23 protein-coding genes are annotated in these 25029 nt (G+C 63.5%); 13 read left to right on the top strand and 10 right to left on the bottom strand.

The window, feature by feature from the left end; translation table 11 throughout:
• Positions 1–129 precede the first annotated feature (129 nt).
• Positions 130–1338, bottom strand: coding sequence for a beta-ketoacyl-[acyl-carrier-protein] synthase family protein (locus ACFWXH_RS15740; RefSeq protein WP_379121726.1), 1209 nt, complete (start codon positions 1336–1338; stop codon positions 130–132).
• 10 nt (positions 1339–1348) lie between these two features.
• A complete protein-coding gene (locus tag ACFWXH_RS15735; RefSeq protein ID WP_054310099.1) occupies positions 1349–1603 on the bottom strand; it encodes an acyl carrier protein in 255 nt (84 codons plus the stop codon).
• 267 nt (positions 1604–1870) lie between these two features.
• On the opposite strand from ACFWXH_RS15735, the gene ACFWXH_RS15730 reads away from it, so the two are divergent.
• The 6 genes from ACFWXH_RS15730 (at position 1871) to ACFWXH_RS15705 (ending at position 5330) form a co-directional block, all read left to right on the top strand.
• Positions 1871–2125 carry a DUF1272 domain-containing protein gene (locus ACFWXH_RS15730; RefSeq protein WP_379121724.1) on the top strand — a complete coding sequence of 85 codons (255 nt, stop codon included), beginning with the start codon at positions 1871–1873 and terminating at the stop codon, positions 2123–2125.
• An 86-nt stretch (positions 2126–2211) separates the two neighbouring features.
• Positions 2212–2568: a GFA family protein gene (locus ACFWXH_RS15725; protein WP_379121722.1), complete on the top strand. Its 357-nt coding sequence runs from the start codon at positions 2212–2214 to the stop codon at positions 2566–2568.
• A 122-nt stretch (positions 2569–2690) separates the two neighbouring features.
• A complete protein-coding gene (locus tag ACFWXH_RS15720; RefSeq protein ID WP_379121720.1) occupies positions 2691–3284 on the top strand; it encodes a hypothetical protein in 594 nt (197 codons plus the stop codon).
• 60 nt (positions 3285–3344) lie between these two features.
• The gene (locus ACFWXH_RS15715) at positions 3345–3947 is read left to right on the top strand and encodes a glutathione S-transferase family protein (RefSeq protein WP_379121718.1); all 603 of its coding nucleotides are present in this window, start codon (positions 3345–3347) and stop codon (positions 3945–3947) included.
• Positions 3948–3988: 41 nt separating this feature from the next.
• Positions 3989–4429, top strand: coding sequence for a DUF3995 domain-containing protein (locus ACFWXH_RS15710; protein WP_379121716.1), 441 nt, complete (start codon positions 3989–3991; stop codon positions 4427–4429).
• A gap of 136 nt (positions 4430–4565) precedes the next feature.
• Positions 4566–5330, top strand: a complete 765-nt coding sequence (locus ACFWXH_RS15705; protein WP_379121714.1) for a class II aldolase and adducin N-terminal domain-containing protein — start codon at positions 4566–4568, stop codon at positions 5328–5330.
• A 7-nt stretch (positions 5331–5337) separates the two neighbouring features.
• Here ACFWXH_RS15705 and ACFWXH_RS15700 read toward each other — a convergent pair whose 3' ends face one another.
• The 3 genes from ACFWXH_RS15700 to pncA all read right to left on the bottom strand — a co-directional run bounded on the left by ACFWXH_RS15700 (position 5338) and on the right by pncA (position 8105).
• A complete protein-coding gene (locus ACFWXH_RS15700) occupies positions 5338–5970 on the bottom strand; it encodes an HAD family hydrolase (protein WP_379121712.1) in 633 nt (210 codons plus the stop codon).
• Positions 5971–6045: 75 nt separating this feature from the next.
• Positions 6046–7443, bottom strand: a complete 1398-nt coding sequence (locus tag ACFWXH_RS15695; RefSeq protein WP_379122232.1) for a sodium:proton antiporter — start codon at positions 7441–7443, stop codon at positions 6046–6048.
• Positions 7444–7505: 62 nt separating this feature from the next.
• Positions 7506–8105 (bottom strand): bifunctional nicotinamidase/pyrazinamidase, encoded by a 600-nt coding sequence (pncA, locus tag ACFWXH_RS15690; protein WP_379122230.1) that lies wholly within the window; start codon positions 8103–8105, stop codon positions 7506–7508.
• Positions 8106–8503: 398 nt separating this feature from the next.
• On the opposite strand from pncA, the gene ACFWXH_RS15685 reads away from it, so the two are divergent.
• The 6 genes from ACFWXH_RS15685 to ACFWXH_RS15660 are packed head-to-tail and all read left to right on the top strand — an operon-like array spanning position 8504 to position 15574.
• The gene (locus ACFWXH_RS15685; protein ID WP_379121710.1) at positions 8504–9364 is read left to right on the top strand and encodes an FAD binding domain-containing protein; all 861 of its coding nucleotides are present in this window, start codon (positions 8504–8506) and stop codon (positions 9362–9364) included.
• Positions 9361–12123, top strand: a complete 2763-nt coding sequence (locus ACFWXH_RS15680) for a molybdopterin-dependent oxidoreductase (protein ID WP_379121708.1) — start codon at positions 9361–9363, stop codon at positions 12121–12123. The genes ACFWXH_RS15685 and ACFWXH_RS15680 overlap by 4 nt, the downstream gene beginning before the upstream one ends.
• On the top strand, positions 12120–13655 hold the full coding sequence (locus ACFWXH_RS15675; RefSeq protein WP_379121706.1) for a 6-hydroxynicotinate reductase: 1536 nt from the start codon (positions 12120–12122) through the stop codon (positions 13653–13655). The genes ACFWXH_RS15680 and ACFWXH_RS15675 overlap by 4 nt, the downstream gene beginning before the upstream one ends.
• Complete coding sequence (locus ACFWXH_RS15670) at positions 13652–14545, top strand: UPF0280 family protein (RefSeq protein WP_379121704.1); 894 nt, start codon at positions 13652–13654, stop codon at positions 14543–14545. The genes ACFWXH_RS15675 and ACFWXH_RS15670 overlap by 4 nt, the downstream gene beginning before the upstream one ends.
• Positions 14538–15122 carry an amino acid synthesis family protein gene (locus ACFWXH_RS15665; protein WP_379121702.1) on the top strand — a complete coding sequence of 195 codons (585 nt, stop codon included), beginning with the start codon at positions 14538–14540 and terminating at the stop codon, positions 15120–15122. The genes ACFWXH_RS15670 and ACFWXH_RS15665 overlap by 8 nt, the downstream gene beginning before the upstream one ends.
• Positions 15119–15574 carry a MarR family winged helix-turn-helix transcriptional regulator gene (locus tag ACFWXH_RS15660; RefSeq protein WP_379121700.1) on the top strand — a complete coding sequence of 152 codons (456 nt, stop codon included), beginning with the start codon at positions 15119–15121 and terminating at the stop codon, positions 15572–15574. The genes ACFWXH_RS15665 and ACFWXH_RS15660 overlap by 4 nt, the downstream gene beginning before the upstream one ends.
• Before the next feature lie 205 nt (positions 15575–15779).
• Here the strand turns inward: ACFWXH_RS15660 and ACFWXH_RS15655 are convergent, their stop codons facing one another.
• Genes ACFWXH_RS15655 through ACFWXH_RS15645 form a run of 3 tightly spaced genes read right to left on the bottom strand, consistent with a single transcriptional unit; the run spans position 15780 to position 21050 of the window.
• Positions 15780–18836: an efflux RND transporter permease subunit gene (locus ACFWXH_RS15655; RefSeq protein ID WP_379121698.1), complete on the bottom strand. Its 3057-nt coding sequence runs from the start codon at positions 18834–18836 to the stop codon at positions 15780–15782.
• A gap of 10 nt (positions 18837–18846) precedes the next feature.
• A complete protein-coding gene (locus ACFWXH_RS15650) occupies positions 18847–19908 on the bottom strand; it encodes an efflux RND transporter periplasmic adaptor subunit (protein WP_379121696.1) in 1062 nt (353 codons plus the stop codon).
• Complete coding sequence (locus tag ACFWXH_RS15645; RefSeq protein ID WP_379121694.1) at positions 19905–21050, bottom strand: efflux RND transporter periplasmic adaptor subunit; 1146 nt, start codon at positions 21048–21050, stop codon at positions 19905–19907. The genes ACFWXH_RS15650 and ACFWXH_RS15645 overlap by 4 nt, the downstream gene beginning before the upstream one ends.
• Before the next feature lie 261 nt (positions 21051–21311).
• Here ACFWXH_RS15645 and ACFWXH_RS15640 point away from each other — a divergent pair, with 261 nt between their 5' ends.
• Entirely contained in the window at positions 21312–22586 is a 1275-nt protein-coding gene (locus tag ACFWXH_RS15640) for a 4-aminobutyrate--2-oxoglutarate transaminase (protein WP_379121692.1), read from the top strand.
• Positions 22587–22662: 76 nt separating this feature from the next.
• Here ACFWXH_RS15640 and ACFWXH_RS15635 read toward each other — a convergent pair whose 3' ends face one another.
• Positions 22663–23538: a DMT family transporter gene (locus tag ACFWXH_RS15635; RefSeq protein WP_379121690.1), complete on the bottom strand. Its 876-nt coding sequence runs from the start codon at positions 23536–23538 to the stop codon at positions 22663–22665.
• Positions 23539–23772: 234 nt separating this feature from the next.
• Positions 23773–25017: an NAD(P)/FAD-dependent oxidoreductase gene (locus ACFWXH_RS15630; RefSeq protein WP_379121688.1), complete on the bottom strand. Its 1245-nt coding sequence runs from the start codon at positions 25015–25017 to the stop codon at positions 23773–23775.
• Between the last annotated feature and the right edge of the window lie 12 nt (positions 25018–25029).

Raw genomic sequence — 25029 nt, 5'->3', positions numbered from 1 at the left:
GCTGATGCCGCATTCAAGGGGTGGCCAAAGCAATTCAGCAAAAGCGCGCAGCGGTCTTGCGTTCGGAATCGTATTGAAACAAGGAGCTGGAGCGTCTCCCCGTTTCCGCGGAGAACGGACGCTCCAGGATCACACCGCCTTGAACGCAAGCACTGCGTTGGTGCCGCCGAAGGCGAAGGCATTGCTGAGAGCCGTGCGAACAGGGCGCTCGCGCGCGACATTCGGCGTGACGTCGAGGTCGCAATCCGGATCCGGCTCACGGTAGTTGGCCGTCGGCGGCACGATGCCGTCGCGGATGGCCATGACACAGGCGATCATCTCCAGCGCGCCGGACGCGCCCAACGCATGGCCGTGCATGGACTTGGTCGAGGAGACCGAGAGGTTGTAGGCGTGATCGCCGAAAGCGCGCTTGATTGCGGCGGTCTCGATCTGATCATTGGCCTTGGTGCCGGTGCCGTGCGCGTTGAGATAGTCGACGTCCTCCGGGTTGAATCCGGCATCGGCGAGACAGAAACGCATCGCCGCCTCAGGCCCTTCGACGGTTGGCGCGACGATATCCGACGCATCCGCCGAAATGCCGACACCGGCGATCTCGCCGAGGATGGTGGCGCCGCGCGCCATGGCGTGTTCGTAGCTTTCCAGCACGGCCATGCCGGCGCCTTCGCCCATCACCAGCCCCTGCCGATCAGCGGAGAACGGGCGGCAGGTGTCGGGGGAAAGGACCCGTAAGGCCTCCCATGCCTTCATGATGCCCCACACCAGCGGGGCATCCGAGCCTCCAGCCAGCATGACATCCGCTCTGCCGAGCCGGATCTGATCAACGGCCGAGGCAATAGCGTGGTTGGCGGAAGCGCAGGCCGAGGTGACACCGAAGACCGGGCCGCGCAGGCCGAATTGCATGCTGATCTGGCCAGCTGCCGCACCTGGCATGACCTTGGGCACGGAAAAGATATCGGCTCTGCTTCTGCCATTCAGCAGCAGCGCTCGGTAATTTTCCTCGACAGTTTCCCAGCCACAGACGCCGACGCCGACGGTTGCGCCGATGCGATAGGTGTTTTCGGCGCCCACGGTGAGGCCTGACTGCTGCATGGCTTCCGTGGCGGCGATGATGGCGAGAAGGCTGAAGCGGTCGAGGGTGACCAGCCGCTTGCGCTCCAGGCCATGTTCCGGCAGAGCCTTGATCTCACTGCCGACCTGGACTTTGAGTTGATGCAGATCGGCGCTGACAACCTGCCCGATCGCCGGGCGGCCTGCTTTCATCTCATTCCAGATGGCGGCGGCGTCGGTGCCAAGCCCGCAGATGCCGCCAATGCCGGTGATAACGACACGTGTGCGCATAAGGCCTCGGTCAGGCTTTCTTCGCGATCAGCGCGCGAACGGCCTCGACCATGTCGCCGACATTCTTGAGATTGCTCCAGGCATCGACCGTATTCATTTCGATTTCGATGCCATAGGCTTCCTCGAGATCGAAAATGATTTCGGTGAGCTCCAGCGAATGGATGCCGAGCGCCGTCAGCTCGGTATTGGTCGTGATCTCCTCGCCACCGGGCTCGGCATGAGCCTTGATCTTGGCGATGATCTCATTTGCCAATTCGTCAGCCATTCGAAGTCCTTCCCCCAAATCCGCATTTCGTGCCTGGAGGGCGCCTCGACGCCCCTGTTCTCATTGCTCCCGACAGAAGCATCGTCGCGTAGAGCCGCCTGTTGTGGCGGCATCAAGGCTGCCTCCTCTATAGAAACCGAAACCGGGTGAGGCAACAACCGATATGGACAAAGCCCCTCCATACTTAACTTGCGCGACCGCTAACTTTCCTCGACAAATGGCAAAAGCTGGCTTGGGCCGTTGAAATCCGACGATTGGGAGAACGAAATGCTCGAATTGCGCCCCGGATGCGAATGCTGCGACAGGAATTTGCCGCCGGACGCCGCCGACGCCATGATCTGCACCTTTGAATGCACCTTTTGCGCGGACTGCGTCGAAACCGTGCTGAAGGGCGTTTGTCCGAACTGCGGCGGCAATTTCTCGCCACGCCCGATCCGTCCGTCGGCACTGCTGCATAAATATCCGGCTTCGACCAAGCGTGTGTTCAAGGCCGAAGGCTGCGCACCGCGCGACGCGGCCTGAGCAGTTCCGCAAAACTGCTGCGCGGTTTTGCGATGAGAACCTGCGACAAACAAAAAACCAAACACGACAGACGCGAGGGATTTCACATGGCGATGAAGAAATATCACGGCAGCTGCCATTGTGGCGCGGTGAAATACGAGGCAACGGTCGATCTCGATCACACCGTATCCTGCAATTGCTCGCGATGCGGCAGGCTGGGCAGCATCCTGACCTTCGCTCCGGCAGAGAACTTCAATCTCCTTTCGGGCGAAGACGTGCTGACCGACTATCTGTTCAACAAGCATGTCATCCATCATCTGTTCTGCCGGGTCTGCGGCATCGAATCCTTTGCCCGCGGAACCAAGCCCGATGGTACGGCGTCGATTGCCATCAACGCGCGCTGCCTCGAAGGGGTCGAACCCGATGCGCTGACGCCGCAGAAGTTCGATGGGCGTAGTCGCTAAAGCGTTTCCGTTTTTCGCGGAAGCGCTCTAACTCTTTGTTTTTACGCAATTCCGGACGGAAGCCGCTACGCACTTTTTCTGGAATTGCGCTAGACCGCAACCAAGCAGATTGGTGAGCCTCGATGGAGCAGCCTCTATCCCAAGCGCACGACGTTTTTCCGCATCTGCGCATCGTCATGGGCATGGTGATCGGTCTTGGCGTCACGCGCCTGCTTTCGGGTGTCGCCCGCATCGCCCAGCACCCCAAGGCCTACAAGCTTTATCCGGTGCATCTGGCCTGGGTCGCCTCGTTGCTTTTGACGCTGGTGCATTTCTGGTGGTGGCAGTTCGGGCTCTACCAGATCGTCGATTGGACCTTCGGCAAGTATCTCTTCATCATCGGCTACGCGGTGACGCTCTATCTGCTTTGCGCCTTCCTGTTTCCCGATTCGATGCATGACTACAGAAGCTACGAGGACTACTTCTTCTCGCGCCGCAGCTGGTTCTTCGGCCTGCTGGCCGCGACCTATCTGCTCGATGTCGTCGACACCTTGCTGAAAGGCGAGGCGCATTTTGCGCGTTTCGGCCATGAATATCTGATCCGCACGCCGCTGTTCGTCATCCTGTGCGGTGTCGCGATCTTCACCACCAACCGGCGCTTCCACCTTGCCTTCGTCGTCTTCACGCTGGTCTACCAGGCGTGGTGGATCCTGCGGCTCTTCGACACGATCGTTTGAGGTCGCTTGGGCCAATGCCGGCTATGCTCTAGACTCGGCAATGTTTGGAGGAGGCGCGGCATGTACAAGGCTGTCGGATCACGCGGATCGCGGGTTTCCCGCGTGGTGTGGATGCTGGAAGAGCTGGGCGAGCCCTATGAATTCGTTCCGGTGAAGCTGCGCTCGCCCGAAGCCTATGCGCTGAACCCCTCGGGAAAGGTGCCGATCCTGATCGATGGTGGCTTTACCCTCACCGATTCGGCAGCGATCTGCACCTATCTGGCCGACAAGCACGCGGACAAAGGCATGGGCGCCAATACCGGGCTGACCGGGCGCGCCGAGATGGATTCCTGGATGCATTTCGCGCAGTCGGAATTCGAGGCGCCGCTCTGGAACAAGCTGCGTCATCGCTTCATTCTGCCAAGCGACATGCGTGTCGATGTCGGTCCCGCCGCGGCCTACGACTTTGCTTCCGAGGTGAAGGCGCTGGACCGTCGCCTGGGCCAAAAACAGTATGCGCTGGGCGATCGCTTTTCCGCCATCGACGTTTTGCTGGGCGATATGGGCGCCTGGGCGCGCGCCGGCAAATTCCCGATCACGTCCGACAGCGTCAACGCCTATATGGATCGCGTTCTGGAGCGACCTGCACGCACGCGATCGCAAGCCGCGTGCGGCTTTCAATAGTCGCTCAATCCCATCAACTGCCCAATCCGAGCAGCCTGTATATGATCATCCTTGCCTTCGCGCTTTCCGCAATCCTGCTCCTCATCACCGCCCTGCATGTCTATTGGGGCATCGGCGGTATCTGGCCTGGCCATGATGCGGCCTCTTGCGCTCGCGCCGTCGTCGGAACGCGCGGTGTCAGCGAGATGCCTTCGATGTTTGCCTGTTTCGCCGTTGCCGCCTGCCTGGTGCTGGCGACCTTGTGGCCGCTGGCGTTGATGGGCGTTTTCGCGACGCCGTTCCCACAGCAGGGCCTGGCCGCCACATCGGTGATGATCGCTTTTGTTTTCCTTGGTCGAGGTGTACTCGGCTTCACGTCCTGGTGGCGACGCCAGACCCCGGAGCAGCCTTTCGCGCGGCTCGACCGGAGCTTGTATTCGCCGCTCTGCCTGCTGGTCGGCGCAGGGTTCGCGATCCTCGGCATCTCGCAATTCCCGACCTGAATGCGCAGCTTAAAGTGTTAGAGCGTCGTTTGCGCGTCCGAACGGACGCGCGGCGCTCTAAAATCTGGATCAGCCGTTTCTGGTTGCCGCTGGGTCAAGGGCGCGGCATGCTTGCCTCTCCACGGAGGAAGAGACGATGAGCCTGGCACGCCTGAAGGAACCGCTGACCAACCTGCCCTTTTATGACCAGCGGGTCGATCTCGCCTGCGCCTTCCGCTGGACAGCGCGGCTCAACATGCACGAAGCGGTGGCCAATCATTTCTCGCTCGCGGTCAATGAAGACGGCTCGCGGTTCCTGATGAACCCGAACCAGGTGCATTTCTCGCGCGTCAAGGCGAGCGACCTTCTGCTGATCGACGCCAACGATCCTGAAACGCTGAAAGGCCCCGATGCGCCGGACCCGACGGCCTGGGGGCTGCATGGCGCCATCCATCGCAATGTCCCGCATGCACGTTGCGTCATGCATGTGCATTCGATCCACGCAACCGTACTGGCGTCGCTGGCGGATTCGACCTTGCCGCCGATCGACCAGAACTCGGCCGCGTTCTTCAATCGCACCGTCGTCGACGAGCACTATGGCGGGCTTGCCTTCGAAGAGGAGGGCGAACGCTGCTCGCAACTGCTCGCCAATCCGAAGCATAAGGTGATGATCATGGGCAATCACGGCGTGCTGGTCATCGGTGACAGCGTGGCGGATGCCTTCAACCGCATGTTCTATTTCGAGCGCGCGGCGGAGACCTATATCAAGGCTCTGTGGACCGGGCGGCCGCTACGGGTGCTTTCCGACGAGATCGCCGAAAAGACGGCATCCGAGATGGACGACTATCCCGGCCAGGCGGACCGGCACCTGGCCGAGCTGAAGGCGATCCTGGATGAGCAGGAGCCCGTCTACCGCAGCTGATTGACGGCTAGAGTCCGAGTTCGGCGCGCAACTCGTCCACGGTGTTGAGGACGACCGCGCCGTCCGGACCGGCCATCGGCCTTTCCGGCCAGAAGATCGTTTTCATGCCGGCGGCCAGGCCGGACATTGCGCCTGTTATGCTGTCGTCGATCGCCACAGCCTCGCTCGGATCGACATCGAACAACCAGGCCGCGCGCAGGAACGGTTCGGGGTGTGGCTTGCCCTCGCGCACGTCGTTGCGGCTCACGGTCTTCATGCCGGCGTGCGAAAGGCCGACCGCGCCAAGATTGGCATCGACGATCAGTCGGTCGGAGTTCGATACCACCGCCTGTTTCACGCCAAGCGCCCTCAGCTCCTGATAGATCTCGATCGCGCCCGGCCGGGGCTGCAGGCCGCCGACATTGGCCATGTAGTAGTCATATTTGAGCGCGATCCATTGATCGAACGGCAACGTCAGGCCGAACTCATCCCGCATCATGTCGTAGACGAAAGCGGCGGTCTTGCCGAGCACACGCTCGTGCAGATCGGCAGGCGCCGTCAGGCCGACACTGCGCATCGCCGAAACCAGAGCGGCATCGTGCAGCGGTTCGCTGTCGACGAGTGTTCCATCCATGTCCCAGAAAACGGCTTTTGGCGTCATCGGTCATCCTTTCGGGATCATGCTCTAGAGGTTTAGGGCGACGGGACAATGTCTTCCGACGATCGGTCTAGCGCCTCACCGGAAGAAGATGAAGCCCGCAATCACGAAGGCCGGGATCAGCACCGCCCCCGACCATAGCATATAGCCGAAGAAACCCGGCATCTTGACGCCCTGATGACGCGCGATGGCATAGACCATGAAATTGGGCGCATTGCCGATATAGGTGTTGGCGCCCATGAAGACGGCCCCCGCCGAGATCGCAGCCAGCGTCGTCGCCAGTTCCGTCATCAGATGACGCGCATCACCGCCGGCCAGTTCGAAGAAGACAAGGTATGTCGGCGCGTTGTCGAGGAACGAGGACAGCGCTCCGGTTAGCCAGAAATAGGCGAGATCGTTGGGCGTTCCGTCAGCAGCCGTCACCAGGGCAACGAGGGGCGCCAGGGCGCCATCCTTGCCGGCCTTCAGGATGGCGATCACCGGCACGATGCAGATGAAGATTGCGGCAAACAGCTTTGCCACTTCGGCGATCGGCCCCCAGGCGAAGCCATTGGCCTTGCGGTATTCGGTGCGCGACACCGCCAGTGAAACGAAGGCCAGCGCCAGGATGATCGCGTCGCGCACGAGATTCTGCAATTCCAGCACAACGCCGAACACCGATACCTCGATGCCCGGTTTCCAGGACGCCGAGAGCAGGATCGCCGCGATCACGCCGACAAGCAGCGGCAGGTTGGGCAAGCCGCGCAGACGAACTTTCGAATCCGGTGTCGGGTCCTTGATCTTCGGCTGGCCTTCCTCGCGCCAATGCAGGGTGAAATCCAGCACAAGGAAGACCGCCAGCACCAACGCGGTGACGAACAGCGTTTCCCGCCACAGGTTCGCCGTCGTCCAGAAGAACTCGACGCCGCGCAGGAAGCCGACGAACAGCGGCGGATCGCCAAGCGGTGTCAACGAGCCGCCGATGTTGGAAACCAGGAAGATGAAGAAGACGACGACATGGGCGTTGAACGGCCGGTTGTCGTTGGCGCGGATGACGGGCCGGATCATGATCATCGAGGCGCCGGTGGTGCCGACCACCGAGGCCAGCAGTGCCCCGATCAGCAGCAGGCCGGCATTCGTCCACGGCGTGCCGTGAATGTTGCCGGCAACCAGAATGCCACCCGCAATGGTGAACAACGCGAACAGCAGGATGATGAACGACATGTATTCTGTGAGCAGCGCGTGAAGCACGGCATTGAGGGAAAGGTTCGCACCGAAAGCCAGGGCCAGCGGGCCGATGACCAGCGCGGCCCAGACGGCGGCAATCTTGCCGTAATGATGTTCCCATACATGCGGAAACAACAGCGGCCCGCTGGCGATGGACAGCAGCAAGCCGGCGAAGGGTAATCCCCACCAGAGCGACATGGTTGCGCCGGGCAGTCCCTCGGCGGCGAAAGCGGGAACCACGCTCCCGCAAAGCAGCCCGATCGCCGCCAGAACTTTCCTGAAATGCACGTCGCCCCTCAACCGATCGCCCGAAAAAATAAAGAGCCAGAGCGTCAAACCAGCGCTACGCCGGCATCACGCATACGGCCAAGCATTGCGTCAAGCGAGCCATTCAGGTTGATGCCACGGCAGGCATCGAGACGCACGGTCGTCGCAAAACCTTGGCTGACCGCGTCGAGCGCGGAGTAAGCGACGCAGAAATCCGTTGCCAGGCCGACGAGCGTGATGGCCTCGATGCCGCGCTCGCGCAGATAGCCGGCAAGCCCGGTCGGCGTCGTATGGTCATTCTCGAAGAATGCCGAATAGCTGTCGATGCTGGGGCGGAAGCCTTTGCGGATGACCAGTTCGGTCTTGCTCCAGGCGAGGCCGGAGTGGAAGTCGGAGCCGAGGCTGCCTTGGATGCAATGATCCGGCCACAAGGTCTGTGGTCCATACGGCATTTCGATCATCTCGAATGGCTGCTTGCCCGGATGGCTGGACGCGAAGCTGGAATGACCGGCGGGATGCCAGTCCTGCGTCATCACCACGTGTTCGGCATTGCGGATCAGGTCGTTGACCAGTGGCACGATCTCATCGCCGCCGGTCACGGCAAGAGCGCCGCCCGGGCAGAAATCATTCTGCAGATCGACAACGATCAGCGCTTCATCGGCCATGGCGTTCCCTTTCGGCATCAGAGCAATTCCAGGAAAAGTGTGAAGCGGTTTTCCGTTCGGAATTGCGTCAAACAAAGAAATTGAGGGGAGCGCCGTTTCTGTGAAACGGTGAACCGCTCTGGAAGAAGGTCGCCTGGGGTGTGGTGAGAACCCTCGACGACCGGGGTGCAGAAACTCGATCAGATGGTCGCTCGCGTCAACCTTCTAAAGCTGGCGATTGCCGGAGCCGGATGGAGAACGCTGCTCGCTTTGACAAAGCCGGCGCGACTGATATCATTTGCATACGAATGAATTTGCCGGCGATGCACCGGTCGATCAAAGTGTTGGAGCGTCCTTTGTGTGTTCGAGCAGCGCTCTAAGGGGAGAAGCCTCCTTCGGGAGGGACCGGGAAGGCAGGCGTGATCCGTTACGCGAAACCCGCCACATTCGACGAAGCGCTCACGCTGCTCGACGAAACATCGTGGCGTGTGCTTGCCGGCGGCACCGATTTCTACCCTTCCCAGGGCAATCGACCCATTCGCGAGAACATTCTCGACATCAACGGCATCGTCACGCTGCGCGGCGTTGCCGAGAATGAGACGCACTGGTTGATTGGCGCCCGCACGACCTGGGCCGATATCATCCGCCAGTCTCTGCCCTCCGCCTTCGAAGCGCTGAAGCACGCCGCACGTGAGGTCGGCTCGCCGCAGATCCAGAATGTCGCTTCGGTTGCCGGCAATCTCTGCAACGCATCGCCTGCAGCGGACGGCGTCCCCGCGCTGTTGGTGCTGGATGCCGACGTGGAATTGCGCTCGAGCGAAGCGACCCGGTATCTGCCACTCGCCGATTTCATCCTTGGCAATCGCCGCACCGCACGCCGGCCCAACGAACTGGTCACCGCCATCCGTGTGCCCAAGACCAGTGCTGCCGGAACCTCGGGTTTCGTCAAACTCGGTGCTCGGCGGTATCTGGTGATCTCGATCGCCATGGTCGCCGCCCGGCTGGTCATCGAAGACGGTATCGTCCAGCAAGCGGCAATCGCCGTTGGCGCGTGCTCGGCCGTCGCGACACGGTTGTCCCACGTCGAAAAAGCCCTTGTCGGCCGGACGCTCGACGGTTCGCTTGCAGATATCATCCAGGCCACCCCGATGCCGCAACTCGCCCCTATCGACGACGTGCGTGGCTCTGCCGCCTACCGGCTGAATGCTGCTCGCGAGATCGTTGCCCGCGCCATCCAGGCGGCTGCCTGCCAATCTCCTCAGAGGGAGGTTGCGGCATGAGCATGGAGCGTGGGGACATAACCTTTCAGGTCAACTCCAGACAAGCGACCGTGTGTGCCTCACCGGTTAGCCGGCTGTCATCCGTGCTGCGTGACGAACTGCAGCTCACCGGGACCAAGGTGGGGTGCGATGCCGGAGATTGCGGGGCCTGTACCGTGCTTGTCGACGGCCAGCCGGTCTGCGCCTGCCTGACGCCGCTCGCTTCCGTCAGCGGAGCGAAGATCACAACAGTCGAAGGGCTGGCCAACGGCCGGCTCTCCGCGCTGCAGGCATCGTTTCTCAAACACGGCGCCGCGCAATGCGGCATCTGCACGCCCGGCCTGCTGGTGACCGCGACCGCGCTGCTGGACGAGAACCCGCATCCCGGCGAAGCCGAAGTGCGCGATGCGCTGGGCGGGATCCTGTGCCGCTGCACCGGCTATCGGAAAATCATCGCCGCGGTCCTCGATGTCGCCCGAGACAATGGCGCGGAGCTCGACTTTCGCCTGCCGATCGCCGGCAAGGCCGTCGGCTCATCTCCGGTGCGGCTGGACGGCGTGCCCAAGGTCACAGGCACCGAAAAGTTCGGCGCCGACTCCTTCCCTGAAGATGCCCTGGCCGTCCTCGTGGTGCGCTCCCGCCACCATCATGCGCATTTTGCGTTCGGCGATCTCGCAGCCTGGAGCGCAACCCATCCAGGTGTCGTCGGCATCTTCACCGCCGCCGATATTCCAGGCCGGAATCTGTTCGGCGCTATTCCCGCCTTCGCCGATCAACCCGCGCTGGCAGAGGGTGTTGTCCGCTTCCGTGGCGAGGCGGTGGCTTTGGTTGCAGTCGAGCGTTCTGTCGCTGCCGATCTCGACCTGGAGGATTTCCCGGTCACATGGAAGGAAGGCCAGCATCTGTTGGCCGCGGAAGAAGCACAGGCGCAAGATGCGATCCCGATCCATGCGGACCGCACCGGCAATCTTCTGACCAAAGGATTCGTCGAGCGCGGCGAGCCAGACAAGGCTCTGGCAGCCGCCTTCGCCACCGCTTCGGCAACCATCGAAACGTCCTATGTCGAGCATGCCTATATCGAGCCGGAGGCCGGCTATGCCTATCTGGATAACGATACCCTTGTCATCGTCGCCTGCACTCAGGCGCCATACATGGATCGTGACGATACGGCACGTGTTCTTGGGCTTGCCCCGGACAAGGTGCGCATCGTGCCGACGGCCACCGGCGGTGGTTTCGGCTCCAAGCTCGACATTTCCGTGCAGCCCTTGATCGGTCTGGTCGCTTTGAAGACCGGCCGCCCTGCCGCCCTTGCCTTTTCCCGCTCGGAATCGATGATGGCGACGACCAAGCGCCATCCGGCAACCATGCGTGCCGCCATCGGCGTGGCGGCGGACGGCATGGTCTCCGCCATGACCTTCGAGGGCGCCTTCAACACCGGTGCATATGCCAGTTGGGGGCCGACGGTCGCCAACCGCGTGCCGGTGCATGCCTCGGGTCCCTATGCCACGCCGCACTATCGTGCCGAGGGTCGCGCCATCCACACGAACGGCCCGATTTCCGGTGCTTTCCGCGGTTTCGGCGTGCCACAGGCAACGATCATGCAGGAGGCCCTTTACGATCAGCTGGCAGAAAAGCTCGGCATCGACCGGCTGGAATTCCGTTTGAAGAACTGCCTTCGGAACGGCTCGGAAACGGTCACCGGCCAGAAGCTGGAAGCCGGCGTCGGCATCGGCGCGTGTCTCGAAGCCCTCGAACCGCATTGGGTGCGTGCGCTGGCGGAAGCGGACATGTTCAACACCGGCGATCAAGCGGCAGGCCGCGCGCTGCGGCGCGGCGTCGGCATAGCCTCCTGCTGGTACGGTTGCGGCAACACCTCGCTGCCCAATCCCTCCACGATCAAGCTGGGCATCTCACAGGGTGGCGAAGTCATTCTTCATCAAGGCGCGGTCGACATCGGCCAGGGTTCCAACACGGTCATAGCCCAGATCTGCGCGGATACGCTCGGCATCCCATTGGAAAATCTGAAACTGAAAGGTGCTGATACCGCAATCTCCCCGGACGCCGGCAAGACATCCGCATCCCGCCAGACCTTCGTGACCGGCAAGGCAGCCGAAAAGGCGGGACGTGCGTTGCGCGAGCGCATTTTGCGCTATGCCAATGTCTCCGAGGCGGCCACGCTCTCGTTCGACCAGGGCGTGCTTCTTATCCGCGAGGGCGACGCCACCCGCCGCATCGAGCTGGCCGGATTGCCGGCGGACGATGACGGTTTCGTCTTTCGCGCCGAAGAGACCTATGATCCGCCGACCTCGCCGCTGGACGCCAAGGGTCAGGGCAAACCCTACGCCGTCTATGGCTATGGCGCGCAGGTCGCCGAGCTCGAAGTCGACATGCGTCTGGGGACGGTACGACTGATCAAGATCACCGCAGCGCACGATGTCGGCAAGGCGATCAATCCCGTGCTGGCCGAAGGGCAAGTCGAAGGGGGCATCGCCCAGGGCATCGGCATGGCGCTGATGGAAGAGTACATTCCCGGCCGCACCGAGAACCTGCACGACTATCTCATCCCGACCATCGGCGATGTGCCGCCGATCGAGACGATCCTGGTCGAGGTGCCCGATCCGGAGGGGCCTTTCGGTGCCAAGGGGCTCGGTGAACATTCGCTGATCCCGACCGCGCCGGCGATCCTCAATGCCATCCGCCATGCTACCGGCGTGATGATGGCGAAGGTCCCGGCGACGCCCTCGCGTATCCTGGCTGCCATCAAGGAGGCGAGCCGATGAGCGAACTCGCCGAACGTTTCGACACGCATGACCCCGGCGAAAAGCAGGTGGCGGAAAAGATCCGCTGCGATGCCTGTCCGGTCATGTGTTACATCGCCGAGGGCCGCGCCGGCGCCTGCGATCGCTACGGCAACCGGGCAGGACGCATCGTGCGGCTCGATCCGCTCACCATTCTCGACCATGCCGCTGAAACCGGCCAGGCCGTGGTGCCCTTCGTCGCCGATGGCGAGGCGTGGACCGGCGACCTCGTCAACACCGGCCGGCGTTTCGTGACGGCGATCGGCGCCGGGACCACCTATCCCGACTACAAGCCGGCGCCGTTCATCGTCAGCCAGGAGGTGGAAGGGGTGGATCTCGTCACCGTGGTGACCGAGGGCATCTTCTCCTATTGCGGCGTCAAGGTGAAGATCGACACCGACCGCCATATCGGAGACGAGACGGCGACCGTGCGTGCCGGAGGTGAGGCGATAGGCCATGTCACCACCGGCGAATACGGTTCGCAGATGCTGTCGCTGGGTGGCGTCCATCACCTGACCGGCGGCTCCAAGGCGGAAGGCCGCGCCACCTGCGACGCGTTGCTGGCGCTGTGCAACCAACAGCCGGTCGAACTTGCCATCGACGGCGGTGCCACCCTTGTCGTGCAGGCGGGCAAGGCGCCGGTGATCGACGGCAAGCTGGAACACCGCATGCGGGTCGGTTGCGGCTCGGCCACCATCGGCATGTTTGCCGCGCAATGGCGTGGGCTGGTCGACGAGGTCGTCGTGGTGGACGACCACATCACCGGCGTGGTTTCCGAACACCAGGCGGGCAAGGTGCTGGGCTGGCCGGACACCGGCATCCGCATCGTTGGCCGTCGCTCCACCCCCGGCCGCTATTTCAAGGTCTCGGAGCCTGGGCTCGGCTGGGGTGGCACCGCCATCGACGACCCGCTGTCGATCCTTGGTCCATGGAATACCGTGAAAGGCGCACGTCCCGGCCTGTCGCTGCTGATGGTTTCCACCACCGGCGAGCAGTTCGCCTATTACGAGCTCGACGAAGAGCTGAAACCGGTCGAAAAACCATTCCCGGAACGGCTCAGGAAATCGGTATCGCTCATCGAGGAGAATTGCGAGCCGGCGCTGTGCACGGTGCTGTTCGTCGGCGGGGCGGGCGGAAGCCTGAGGGCAGGCGTGACGGAGAACCCGGTCAACCTCACGCGGTCCGTGCAGCGCCTGGAGACCTATGTCACGGTTGGCGGTGCGCCCGTCTATGTCTGGCCGGGCGGCGGCATCACTTTGATGGTCGATGTCAGCCGCGTGCCGGAAGGCGCTTTCGGCTATGTGCCGACGCCGGCTCTGGTGGCGCCGATCGAGTTCACCCTGCGCCACGACGATTATCTCCGGCTCGGCGGGTATGAAGCCGAGATCCGCAGTCTTGCCGATATTTTCACGCGCGGCGGCGAATATCTCAATCCGCGTCGCAACACCGAGGCGCCCTACGCGAATTCCTGGCCGCCGATGGCGCAGCTCTGGCGTCATGGAGGCGGCTCGTGAGCGGGCCGCAGGCACACTGGCTGGCCGATGGCACGAGGCTGCATCTGAACCATGGCCCGATCGACCTGATCATCGAGGCTTTCGGCGATGCAGCTGAAGTTCGAAGGGCCTGCGAACAGGCCGTGGCGCGCTTCCAGACGATCCTGTCTGAACTGGTCAATGAACTGCCGGCGTTACGCCAGCCCGCTGCCGTCACCGCACGTCTCTTCGCCGGGCCGACCGCGCGGCGCATGGAGGCGGCTGTCTCGCCGTTGGCGGAGCGCTTCATCACACCGATGGCAGCCGTTGCAGGCTCCGTCGCCGACGAAATGCTGGCCGCGATGGTTTCAGGGCGAAAGCTCGAGCGCGCCTATGTCAACAACGGTGGCGACAGCGCGCTGCATCTGGCACCAGGCCAATCGGTGACGCTGGCGATTGCCGGAACCGGGCACGGCCTCACAGACCGCATAACCGTGCGCAGCGAGGACGGCGTGCGTGGCGTCGCCACCAGCGGCTGGCGTGGGCGGTCGTTTTCGCTGGGCATTGCCGACGCGGTGACGGTACTGGCTTCCTCCGGCGCCGCTGCCGATGCCGCCGCGACGCTGATCGCCAACGCCATAGACTTGCCTGGTCATCACGCCATCGAGCGGTGCCCGGCGCATCAGCTTGCCCCCGACAGCGATCTTGGCGAGCGGCTTGTGACAACAGCGGTTGGAACGGTATCGCCGCAGGAAGCGGCGCGAGCATTGCAGTTCGGCCTGACTGTCGCCGAGGATTATCGCCGGCGCGGGCTGATCACGGCGGCAGCGTTGTTCTTCAACGGCGCGACCGCTTTCGTCGGGAATTTCCCCAACCCTCGCAGCGATCGGCTGCGCTCATCCGACCAAGCCAAGGATTTCGCCTATGCCTGAATTCCCCATTCGCAAGATCGCGATACTGACCGAGGAGATCGTCCACGATGGCGGGCCGGTGGTGAACGTACCACGCCGCCGCGCAGCGGCGATGGCTCTGGTCAGGAACCCGTTCGCAGGGCGCTACGTGGAAGAACTGCAGGGCGCCATGGAGGACCTGAAACCGCTGGGCCTGGTGCTCACCGACCGGTTGATCGCGGCACTCGGCGGTGATGCCCACGTCATCGACGGCTACGGCAAGGGCGCCATTGTCGGCAGCGCCGGCGAACTCGAGCACGGCGCGCTCTGGCATGTGCCGGGCGGTTACGCGATGCGCGAACGGCTGGGCGAGGCCAAGGCCATCGTGCCTTCCGCCAAGAAGGTTGGGGCTTTCGGCGCCCGCCTCGATGTGCCGATCGGCCACATCAACGCTTCTTATGTGCGCTCGCATTTCGATGCCATGGAAGTCGGCGTTGCCGACGGGCCGCGGCCCGACGAGATCCTGTTCTGCCTGGTGATGACCTGTGGTCCGCGCATCTACAACCGCATGGCTGGGCTGGAGGCCAAGGACATCAAGGTCTGGGACGGCCAACGATGACGACGGGTAAAGCGCCGCTGCTATTGGTCGATGATGAGCCGGACGACACCTATCGCCTGCAGGATCAGGTCGGGTTCGTGTTGCGCAAGGCGCATCAGCGCCATGTCGCGATCTTCGCTTCGCGCATCGTGGACCTGACGCCGCCGCAATTCGCTGCGTTGGCAAGGCTATACGAAATCGGCGAGACCTCGCAGAACCAGCTTGGTCAGATGATCGCCATGGATGCCGCCACGGTGAAAGGCGTCATCGACCGGCTGAGGGCGCGCGGCTACATCGATCTCAAGAAACACGACACCGACAAGCGGCTGCTGCTGGTATCGCTGTCGGCAGCAGGGCGCGAAGCCGTGGTGGAGCTCATTGCACGGGCCAAGGCGATCACCGAGGAAACGCTGGCACCGCTGACGGCGAAGGAAGCCGCACAGTTCCTGCGCCTGCTCGTCAAGATCGCGTAGGAGGATCTGGCGTAGGGGGATCGATCGTCGGTGCCCCTCACCTGCCTGCCGGCATCCTCTCCCCGTGAACGGGGAGAGGGGCGCTTTCGCCGAAGATTTCGCCAATCGCCAACATTGCAGAATGGGTACCATCGTTGCGGCCAGCCTCCTTCTCCCCGTTTTACGGGGAGAAGTGCCCGGCAGGGCGATGAGGGGCGGCGCTAATTTACGCCTGCTCCGCCGCCTTCGGCTCCTTCAGCCGGAACCAGGCGACATAGAGGGCCGGCAGGAAGAGCAGGGTGATTGCGGTGCCGGCGATGATGCCGCCCATCATCGCATAGGCCATCGGTCCCCAGAACACTTCGCGCGCGATCGGGATCAGCGCCAGCGAGGCTGCGGCGGCGGTGAGTGCGATCGGGCGCATGCGGTGCTCGCTCGCCTCGATCACCGCCAGCCAGCGGTCCTTGCCTTCGGCGACGAGGTCCTCGATCTGCACGATCAGGATCACCGAATTGCGGATCAGGATGCCGATCAGCGCGAGCACGCCGAGCAGGGCGACGAAGCCCATCGGTGAAGAGGACGACACCAGCGCCACCACCACGCCGATCAGGCCGAGAGGCGCCACCGCCACCACCAGGAACAGGCGCTGGAAACTCTGCAGCTGGATCATCAGGATCGTTGCCATGACGAAGAGCATCAGCGGCACCACCGCGGCGATCGGGCCCTGGCTCTTGGCGCTTTCCTCGACCGAGCCGCCGGTGGCGACGCTGTAACCGGCCGGCAGCTTGGCGATGAAGGCCTCCACAGTCGGCTTCAGCTCGTTCACGACCGTGTCCGGCAAGGCATTGCCGACCAGTCCCGCCCGCACTGTCAGCGTCGGGATGCGGCCGCGCCGCCAGATCGTCGGCTGTTCCAACGCGTAGTCGAAATTGGCCACCGCCGCGAGCGGGATGGATTCGCCCGTGCCTGTCGGCAGCTGCATGTTCTTCAACGTCTCGAGCGAGCCGCGTTCGGTCTCGCGTGAACGCCCCACGACATTGACCAGATAGGTCGCGTCACGCACCTGGGTGATGGTGACGCCGCCGACCACGCTGTTCAGCGCCGAGGCGATGTCCTGCGAGGTGATGCCGAGCTGGCGCGCCTTGTCCTGCAGCACATCGACTTTCAGCACGCGCTCCGGTTCGTTCCAGTCGAAATTCGGAGCTGCGAGCTTGGGATTCGTCGAAATCTGGCCGGCGAGATCCTGGGCGAGGCTGCGTACCTTCTGCACGTCCGGCCCGCTCACGCGATATTGCACCGGGCGGCCGACCGGCGGACCGAGTTCCAGGGTCTTCACGAACGTGTCGGTGCCGACGAATTCCTCACGCAGCAGCTTGTCGATCGCCGCATGCACGCGATTGCGCTCTTCGACGCCCTTGGTGACGATGACGGTTTGCCCGTAATAGGGATTGGATGGCTGGACATCATAGGCGAGCACGAAACGCACCGCGCTCTGGCCGACATAGGAACTCCAGTGGTCGATGTCCTTGTTGCCGACCAGCGCCATCTTCTCGAAACGCTCCATCTGCGCGCGCGTCTCGGCGATCGAGCTGTTCTGCGGCAGGTTCCAGTCGACGATCAATTCCGGCCGGTCAGACGCCGGGAAGAATTGCTGTTGCACCAGGGTCAGCCCGGCCAAGGAAGCAAGAAAAAGCAAAACGGTGGCGATGATGGTCAGCCAATAGCGTCGCACCGAAAAAAACAAGGCACGCCGGAAAAGCATCGTGAAGCGACCAGGCCGATCATGATGTTTCTTCATCGTCGCCGGCAGGAAGGTGACGCCCAGCAGCGGTGCGAACAGCACCGCCACGATCCATGAGATCAGAAGCGAGACCGCGATGACGACGAACAGCGTGAAGGTGTATTCACCGGCAGCACTCGAATTGAGGCCGATGGGGATGAAGCCGGCCACCGTCACCAGCGTGCCGGTGAGCATCGGGAAGGCGGTGGAAGTGTAGACGTAGGTCGCCGCCTTGTTGAGCGGATCGCCCGCCTCCAGCCGCGCCACCATCATCTCGACGGCGATCATCGCATCGTCGACCAGAAGGCCGAGTGCGATGATCAAGGCACCCAGCGAAACGCGCTGCAGCGAGATGTCGAGATAGGTCATGACCAGGAAAGTGATGGCCAGTACCAGTGGGATCGACAGCGACACGACAAAACCAGCGCGGACGCCGAGGCTGACGAAAGAGACGATGAGCACGATGGCCACCGCCTCGAACAGCGCCCGCGTGAAGCCGGACACCGCTTCCTCGACGATCAGCGGCTGGTCGGCAACCAGATGAACGCCGACACCGATCGGCAGTTCGCTCTTCACCTCTTCCATCTTGTGTTCCAGCGCCTTGCCGAAATCCAGCAGGTTGGCATTCGGCTTCATGCCAACGGCGAGCCCGATCGCATCCTCGCCATTGAAGCGGAACAGCGAGGCCGGCGGGTCGGTATAGCCGCGCGTGATGGTGGCGACGTCGCTCAGGCGGAAGAAGCGATTGTTCACCCTGAGATTGATGGCGCGCAGACTCTCTTCCGAACTGAACTGGCCGGTGACGCGCACGCTGACCTGTTCGGGCCCCGACTGGATGACGCCGGACGGCGCAATCGCGTTCTGCGCCTGCAGCGAGGCGATGATCTGCTGCTGATTGAGGCCGAGCGCAGCGATCTGGCGGGTGGAGAATTCCAGATAGATCACATCGTCGCGCGCGCCGATCAGCTCCACCTTGCCGGCATTCGGAACCGTGAGCACCTCGGCACGCACATTCTCGACATAGTCGCGCAGCTGCCGTGGCGAGAGTCCGTCGGACGTGAAGGCGTAGATGTTGCCGAACACGTCGCCGAAGCGGTCGTTGTAGAAAGGCCCAAGCACGCCTTGGGGAAACTGCGGCTTGATGTCCTCGATCATGTTGCGGACCTGCAGCCAGGTCGGCACCACGTCGCGTGCCCTGGTGTTGTCCTTGAGGTTGACGAAGACGATGGTGCGCCCGGCGGTGGTGACCGAGCGGGTGAAGTCGAGCTTGTCGAGTTCCTCGAGTTTTTTCTCGATGCGGTCGGTGACCTGCTTGGCCTGCTCGTCCACGGAGGCGCCCGGCCAGTTGGCCTGGATCAGCATCGTCTTGATGGTGAAGGAGGGGTCTTCCTCGCGGCCGAGATTGATATAGGCGAACACGCCGGCCACGATGAAGACCAGCATGAAATACCAGACCAGCGAGCGATGCTCGAGCGCCCAGTCGGACAGGTTGAAACGCTTCACGTGTCCGCTCCTACTGCAACTTGATCTTCTGGCCAGGCGTCAGGCTGTGCACGCCGGCGGTCACCACGCGCGTTCCCGCGGCCAGGCCGTCTGCCACGGTGAAGGTTCCGCCGGTGCGGGCGGTAACCTGAATATCCTGTGGCGCGACGCTCGCCGTCTTCTCGTCGACGATCCAGACCTGCGTCTTGCCGTCCTTCTCCAGAAGCGCGGAGAGCGGAAGTTCGATCGCCGGTTTGAGTGCGGTGGTCCGCGTGACGGTGACGGTCGAGCCGATGCGGAAGGCGGCGGATGGATCGACAAGGGAAAGCCTGACGCGGCGGCTGCGCGTGGTGTCGTCGGATTGCGGCGCCATTTCGCGCAGTCTGGCCTGCGTTCTGATCGACGGCAGCGACTGTAACGAGACCTCGAATGGTGCATCCGCGGTAAGGTCGCCGGTCAGCCAGTCAGGAATATCGACCACCGCCTCGCGCGCGTCGGCGCGCGCCACGGTGACGACCATCTGCCCGGGTGACACAGTCTGCCCGACCTCGGCGCCGACCGCAGTCACCACGCCATCGAAATCCGAGAACAGACGGGCGTATCCGAGCTGTTCCTCCGATTTGGCAAGCGAAGCGCGGGCACGCTCGACATTGGCATTGGCCGCCTGCTTTGCCTGTTGCGCCGCGTCATAGACTGCTTGCGAGGCGTTCTTGGAGGCCAGCAGCTGCCGCATGCGTTCTTCGCTGGCACTGGCATTGGCCGCTTGGGCCTGCGCATTGGAGAGTTCTGCCTTGGCCGCCTGCACGGCAAGGTCGAGCGCGGTCGGATCGAGCGCGGCCAGCGTTGCGCCCTTGGCGACTGTATCGCCGACATTGACGTCGCGGGCGACGACACGGCCAAGCAGCCGGAAGGAAAGGCCTGCGCTGTAGCGTGGTTCGACGGTGCCGGCGAAACCGAAGCTTTGGGTGGCGCGCGGCTGCACGACAACCGACAGCACCGGTCGCGGCGTCTCCGCGGTCTTGTCACCGGTCTCCTGTGAGCAGCCGGCAAGCAGTGCGATCACGGGTAAGGCGAACAGGATCGAACGGCTCATCGCGCCGCCTCCATCGTTTCGACCACCAGCCCTGGGCTGAGCATCTGCCCGCCGGCGGTGACAACAGTCTGGCCGGCTTTCAACCCTTCTCCGATGGCAACAGTCGCCGTGCCATAAGCCAGCACGGAGACGGGTGCGATGGTGACTGCCTTGCTGGCAGGATCGACCACCCAGACCGCCGGCTTGCCGTCGCTGGAGGTGAGCGCTTGCCATGGCAGCATCACCGCCTGGCCATGCATGCCACTGACGCTGCCAACGACTGCCGCACCGAGCGGCATGGCGGCAGGGGTCTGGGGAATGGCGACCTTGACGCGCACTGAACTGGAAGCCGGGTCGACCACCGGCGATATCTCGCGCACCACGCCTTGCGCGGTGATTTTCGGGTCTGCCAGCAATGCCACGGCGACTGGTGGCGGCCCGCTGCCATGCACGCCGGCCACAAGCGTTTCCTGCACGTTGAAGACGGCGTCGCGGTCGCCATCCTCGGCGACGACGAACACGGTCTGAGCCGCCTGCACCACCTGTCCGGCCTCGACCGTGCGGGCTGTGACGATGCCGGGCGCGCCGGCACGCAGTTCGGTGAAGGAAAGGTTCTCCTTGGCGTTGGCCAGCGCGCTTTTCGCCGCCTCGACGCTGCCCTGCGCCACCTTCAGCGCCTGGTCGGCCTGGTCGTAGTCGCGCCGCGTCGTGTAGCCTTGGGCAAGCAGCGTCTTCTGGCGATCGAAGGTCGCGGATGTCTGCGTGAGCTGTGCCTGCGCGGCATCCAGATTGGCCTGCGCGGTCCTCAGATCCGATTCCTGCTCCTGCGGGTCGATGCGAGCAAGCGTCTGGTCCTTGTCGACGTGGTCGCCGACCTCAACCAGCCGTTCCGCCACCCGTCCGCCGACCCGGAAGGAAAGGTTGTTCACCGTGCGCGCGGCGATCACGCCAGTCAGCGATACCGTGTCGGCATAGTCCGCGATCTCGGCTTTCTGCGTGGCGACCAGAACCGGCAGCTTTTCCGCTTTCTTGGCCTCCTGCCGCTGGCAGCCGGAAACGAGCGCGGCGGTCGCGGTCGCAGCCAGTATGACCGAGGCGAGGCGCAGCGCGGGTGGAAGACGGTTTGCTGCGAGATTGGACGAGACCGATCGTCGTGCTGCCATGGCCGGGCACCTGTGCGCGGGGGGCGCCGCTTCGACATGAAGGGACGCTGATTGAGGGAGCAGGATAGCCTGCGGTCCGGAATTTGAAATAGGTCATTGATTTCGTACCGCTGACGCGGCGGAAATCGAAAGACGGCGGCTTGCGCAGGCACAATGGCTTGGGCCAAGCTGTCGGCTTGAGTTGGGTTGGAAATAAAGCCAGAAGGCTAGGCGAAAGCTGAAGGATACCGGGGCAACGAAGCCCTTGAGGAGAGAAGCACGATGAGCAACGCGACCATTTCCGCCCGCAAGAATGCCGCCATCTCGCGCGGCGTCGGCATGACGACGCAGATCTATGCCGAGCGCGCCGAAAATTCCGAGATCTGGGACGTCGAGGGCCGCCGTTATATCGACTTCGCCTCGGGCATCGCCGTGGTCAACACCGGCCACCGCCATCCCAAGGTGATCGAGGCGGTCAAGGCGCAGCTCGACCGCTTCACCCATACCTGCCACCAGGTGGTGCCCTACGAGAATTACGTCCGGCTGGCCGAGCGCCTGAACGGCCTGCTGCCGGGCAAGTTCGACAAGAAGACCATCTTTGCCACCACGGGCGCAGAAGCGGTCGAGAACGCCGTCAAGATCGCGCGCCACGCCACCGGTCGCCAGGCCGTGGTTGCCTTCACTGGCGCCTTCCACGGCCGTACCTTCATGGGCATGGCGCTGACGGGCAAGGTGCAGCCCTACAAGGCCGGCTTCGGCGCGATGCCCGGCGACGTCTTCCACGTGCCGTTCCCGGTGGCGCTGCATGGTGTGACCACGGCGGATTCGCTGGCTGCGCTCGACAAGCTGTTCAAGGCCGATGTCGACCCGGCCCGCGTCGCTGCCATCATTGTCGAACCCGTGCAGGGAGAAGGCGGTTTCTACGAGGCGCCGCGTGACTTCGTCTCGGCGCTGCGCAAGATCTGCGACCAGCACGGCATCCTGCTGATCGCCGACGAAGTGCAGACGGGCTTTGCCCGCACCGGCAAGATGTTCGCGATGGAACACCACGATGTCGCGCCGGATCTCACCACCATGGCCAAGAGCCTTGCCGGTGGCTTCCCGCTTTCAGCCGTCACCGGTCGCGCCGAACTGATGGATTCGCCGAACCCCGGCGGCCTCGGCGGCACCTATGCCGGCAACCCGCTCGGCGTCGCCGCCGCCAATGCGGTTCTCGACGTGATCGAGGAGGAAAAGCTCAACGACCGTGCCAATGCGCTCGGCTCCCGGTTGAAGCAGCGGCTGGAGGCATTGCGCGACGACGTGCCCGAGATCGTCGACATCCGCGGACCCGGTTTCATGAACGCGGTCGAGTTCAACGACATGAAGACCAAGCTGCCGTCGGCGGAATTCGCCAACAATGTACGGCTGAAGGCGCTGGACAAGGGCCTCATCCTGCTCACTTGCGGCGTCTACGGCAACGTCATCCGCTTCCTGGCGCCGATCACCGTTCAGGACAATGTCATGACCGAGGCGCTCGATATCCTCGAAGACTCGATCCGGGCGGCACGGGCGTAAGCTCTACCGCTCCCTGCTCAATGAAAGAGGCCGGCGCCCATCAGGCGCCGGCCTCTTTCATATTTCGCTGCACGCATCAGGTTCGGGCGCTGATCGTCGCGCCGACGCTGGCGCAGATGACGCAGGCTATGCCGGTGATCTGCTGCGGGCTCAGCGGCTCGTGCAGGATGAGATAGCCGGCGAGCGCGCCGATGCCGGGTTCGGCGCTCATGAGGATGCCGAACGTAGCCGAAGGCAATCGGCGCAGAGCCTGCATCTCCAGGACATAGGGCAAAAGCGGGGTCAGCACGGCGAGGCCGATCGTCTGCACGACCAGGCCGCCAGGCAGGCTGAGGCCGGCTTCGTGGAGGCCAAAAGGCGTGGCGATGAGCGCTGCCGCGACAAAGGATATGGCCAGACCATCGAGACCCTTGAAGGCGCTGCCAACGCGTTTGTTCAGCACAATATATGTGCCCCAGCCGGTACCTGCCGCCAGGGCGAAAACCAGCCCAAGCGGATCGATCGTCCACCTTTCGAGGTTTCGTACCAGAAGCAGGACACCGGCGAAGGCAAGCACCAGCCAGATCAGACGCCAGCTGCGGGCAAAACCGAAGGCTGCAACGCCGAGGGGGCCGAGAAACTCGATGGCGACGACGAGGCCAAGCGGCACACGCATGATTGCCAGGTAGAACGTCAGCGTCATGACCGCGATCGTGGCTCCCAGCGCCAGTGCGGCGGCAAGGTCTCGTGACCGGTAGCTCCGGATATCGGGACGCACGACGAGCCAGAGCAGGATCGCGGCCCAGGCGAGGCGGCCCCAGGTCACCGCAAAGGGGCCGAAGCTGTCCATGGCAGGCCGCGCCAGCGCCGCTCCCAGCTGCACCGAGATCATCGCCGTGACCGCCATCAGCACGGCCAGCCCCAGTTGCGAGGACGATTGATCCACTGCCGCCTTGTCGGGTGCGTTCTGCAAACTCGACCCCAAAGTCTTCAACGCATCGCCCCGAAAATCGGAATCGATTTTCGGAAAGCACGATGCGTAGATTCAAAAATGTTAGAGCGTCCTTTGCACGTCCGAAGGGACACGCTGCGCTCCGATTGTAGCTGCACGGCGTAGTCGAGAAACCCCATAACGTGCCGTCCGGCATTCGCGCAGTTCCACACCGCACGTGAATCTGATCCAGCCTCTGCGGCTCGTCAGGGTCGGTTAAGCGGCGGGCTCGGCCTGCTGGTGTGCCGCAAGAGCGGCCTTCAGCGCGTCGGTTCCGGCCTCGACCTGGGAGGGTGTCGGCGAGAAGCCCGCGCCCAGCATCTTGCGGCCGAGCATGTGATCGGCCGGCCGATTGATGGATTCGATGGCGATCAGCCGGTCGCCGTGGAAATGATAGACGGAAAGCTTGTTCTCGGTTGCGTCGCCCGAAACGATGTGCCGGTCGCCGGCGCTCGTCAGCCCGACCATCTGCAGTTTCATGTCGCCGATGTCGGACCAGAACCAGGGCACGGCCGAATAGGTGTCTTCGTGGCCGAGGATCGTGCGCGCGGCAAGCTTGGCCTGGTCGGTGGCGTTCTGCACCGATTCCAGCCGGACATCCGTATCAGTCGCCCAATGCCGGTAGTTGGCGACATCGCCCACGGCCAGCACTTCGGGCAATGAGGTACGCATCCTTGTGTCGATGCGAATGCCGTTGCCGATGGCGATGCCCGCCGCTTCGGCCAGTTCGACATTCGGCACCACGCCGATGCCGACGATGACGAGCTGCGCCGGCAGCCGTTCTCCAGACGAAGTGACGGCCGCCGTGACGTGGCCGTTTTCGCCGTCCAGTCTGGCCACGGTGGTGCCGGTCAGGATGCGAACGCCGCCGGCAATCAGCCTCTCATGGACATGGGCAGCAATGACCGGCGCCACGGCACGGCCGAGCACCCGGTCGGCCGCCTCGACCACGGTCACCTTGCGTCCAGCGGCACTGAGCGTCGCTGCGATCTCCAGCCCGATGAAACCGCCGCCGAGGATGACGGCGTCGGACGCCGCCACGCTGAGCTCACGGATGACGCGGGCGTCGTCCAGCGAGCGCAGGGAAATGACGCCGGCGAGATCGCTACCGGGCAAGGGCAGCAATCTTGGCCGCGAACCGGTGGCCAGGATCAGCCGGTCGAAGGGGATGGTGCCGCCCCCGGCGACATCAAGCAGCTGCGCGCCTGTGTCGATACGCTCGATGCGGAGGCCTGGCCGGAGGTCTATATCGTGGCCGGAATAGAAGGTTTCGCCGCGTAGCGGCTGCGGCTTGGCCTCGGCGTCCTTTATGAAGGTCTTGGACAGCGGCGGCTTGTGATAGGGCAAGTCCTTCTCGTCGCCGAGAAGCACGACCGGACCGTCATAGCCTTCTTCACGCAGGCTGGCTGCAGCCTGAACCCCGGCATGGCCGGTTCCGACAATGACGACACCATTCTTCATCACAACCCGCCT

Source organism: Mesorhizobium sp. NPDC059054 (assembly GCF_042739215.1).
Classification (GTDB): Bacteria; Pseudomonadota; Alphaproteobacteria; order Rhizobiales; family Rhizobiaceae; genus Mesorhizobium.
Note: the sequence above shows the minus strand (reverse complement) of the source record. Positions and strands in the feature narration are given on the sequence as shown.

Coding starts and splice junctions, on each gene's coding strand:
- ACFWXH_RS15740 (WP_379121726.1), bottom strand. CDS start 1,338: ATGCGCACACGTGTCGTTATCACCGGCATTGGCGGCATCTGCGGGCTT.
- ACFWXH_RS15735 (WP_054310099.1), bottom strand. CDS start 1,603: ATGGCTGACGAATTGGCAAATGAGATCATCGCCAAGATCAAGGCTCAT.
- ACFWXH_RS15730 (WP_379121724.1), top strand. CDS start 1,871: ATGCTCGAATTGCGCCCCGGATGCGAATGCTGCGACAGGAATTTGCCG.
- ACFWXH_RS15725 (WP_379121722.1), top strand. CDS start 2,212: ATGGCGATGAAGAAATATCACGGCAGCTGCCATTGTGGCGCGGTGAAA.
- ACFWXH_RS15720 (WP_379121720.1), top strand. CDS start 2,691: ATGGAGCAGCCTCTATCCCAAGCGCACGACGTTTTTCCGCATCTGCGC.
- ACFWXH_RS15715 (WP_379121718.1), top strand. CDS start 3,345: ATGTACAAGGCTGTCGGATCACGCGGATCGCGGGTTTCCCGCGTGGTG.
- ACFWXH_RS15710 (WP_379121716.1), top strand. CDS start 3,989: ATGATCATCCTTGCCTTCGCGCTTTCCGCAATCCTGCTCCTCATCACC.
- ACFWXH_RS15705 (WP_379121714.1), top strand. CDS start 4,566: ATGAGCCTGGCACGCCTGAAGGAACCGCTGACCAACCTGCCCTTTTAT.
- ACFWXH_RS15700 (WP_379121712.1), bottom strand. CDS start 5,970: ATGACGCCAAAAGCCGTTTTCTGGGACATGGATGGAACACTCGTCGAC.
- pncA (WP_379122230.1), bottom strand. CDS start 8,105: ATGGCCGATGAAGCGCTGATCGTTGTCGATCTGCAGAATGATTTCTGC.
- ACFWXH_RS15680 (WP_379121708.1), top strand. CDS start 9,361: ATGAGCATGGAGCGTGGGGACATAACCTTTCAGGTCAACTCCAGACAA.
- ACFWXH_RS15675 (WP_379121706.1), top strand. CDS start 12,120: ATGAGCGAACTCGCCGAACGTTTCGACACGCATGACCCCGGCGAAAAG.
- ACFWXH_RS15665 (WP_379121702.1), top strand. CDS start 14,538: ATGCCTGAATTCCCCATTCGCAAGATCGCGATACTGACCGAGGAGATC.
- ACFWXH_RS15660 (WP_379121700.1), top strand. CDS start 15,119: ATGACGACGGGTAAAGCGCCGCTGCTATTGGTCGATGATGAGCCGGAC.
- ACFWXH_RS15650 (WP_379121696.1), bottom strand. CDS start 19,908: ATGAGCCGTTCGATCCTGTTCGCCTTACCCGTGATCGCACTGCTTGCC.
- ACFWXH_RS15645 (WP_379121694.1), bottom strand. CDS start 21,050: ATGGCAGCACGACGATCGGTCTCGTCCAATCTCGCAGCAAACCGTCTT.
- ACFWXH_RS15640 (WP_379121692.1), top strand. CDS start 21,312: ATGAGCAACGCGACCATTTCCGCCCGCAAGAATGCCGCCATCTCGCGC.
- ACFWXH_RS15630 (WP_379121688.1), bottom strand. CDS start 25,017: ATGAAGAATGGTGTCGTCATTGTCGGAACCGGCCATGCCGGGGTTCAG.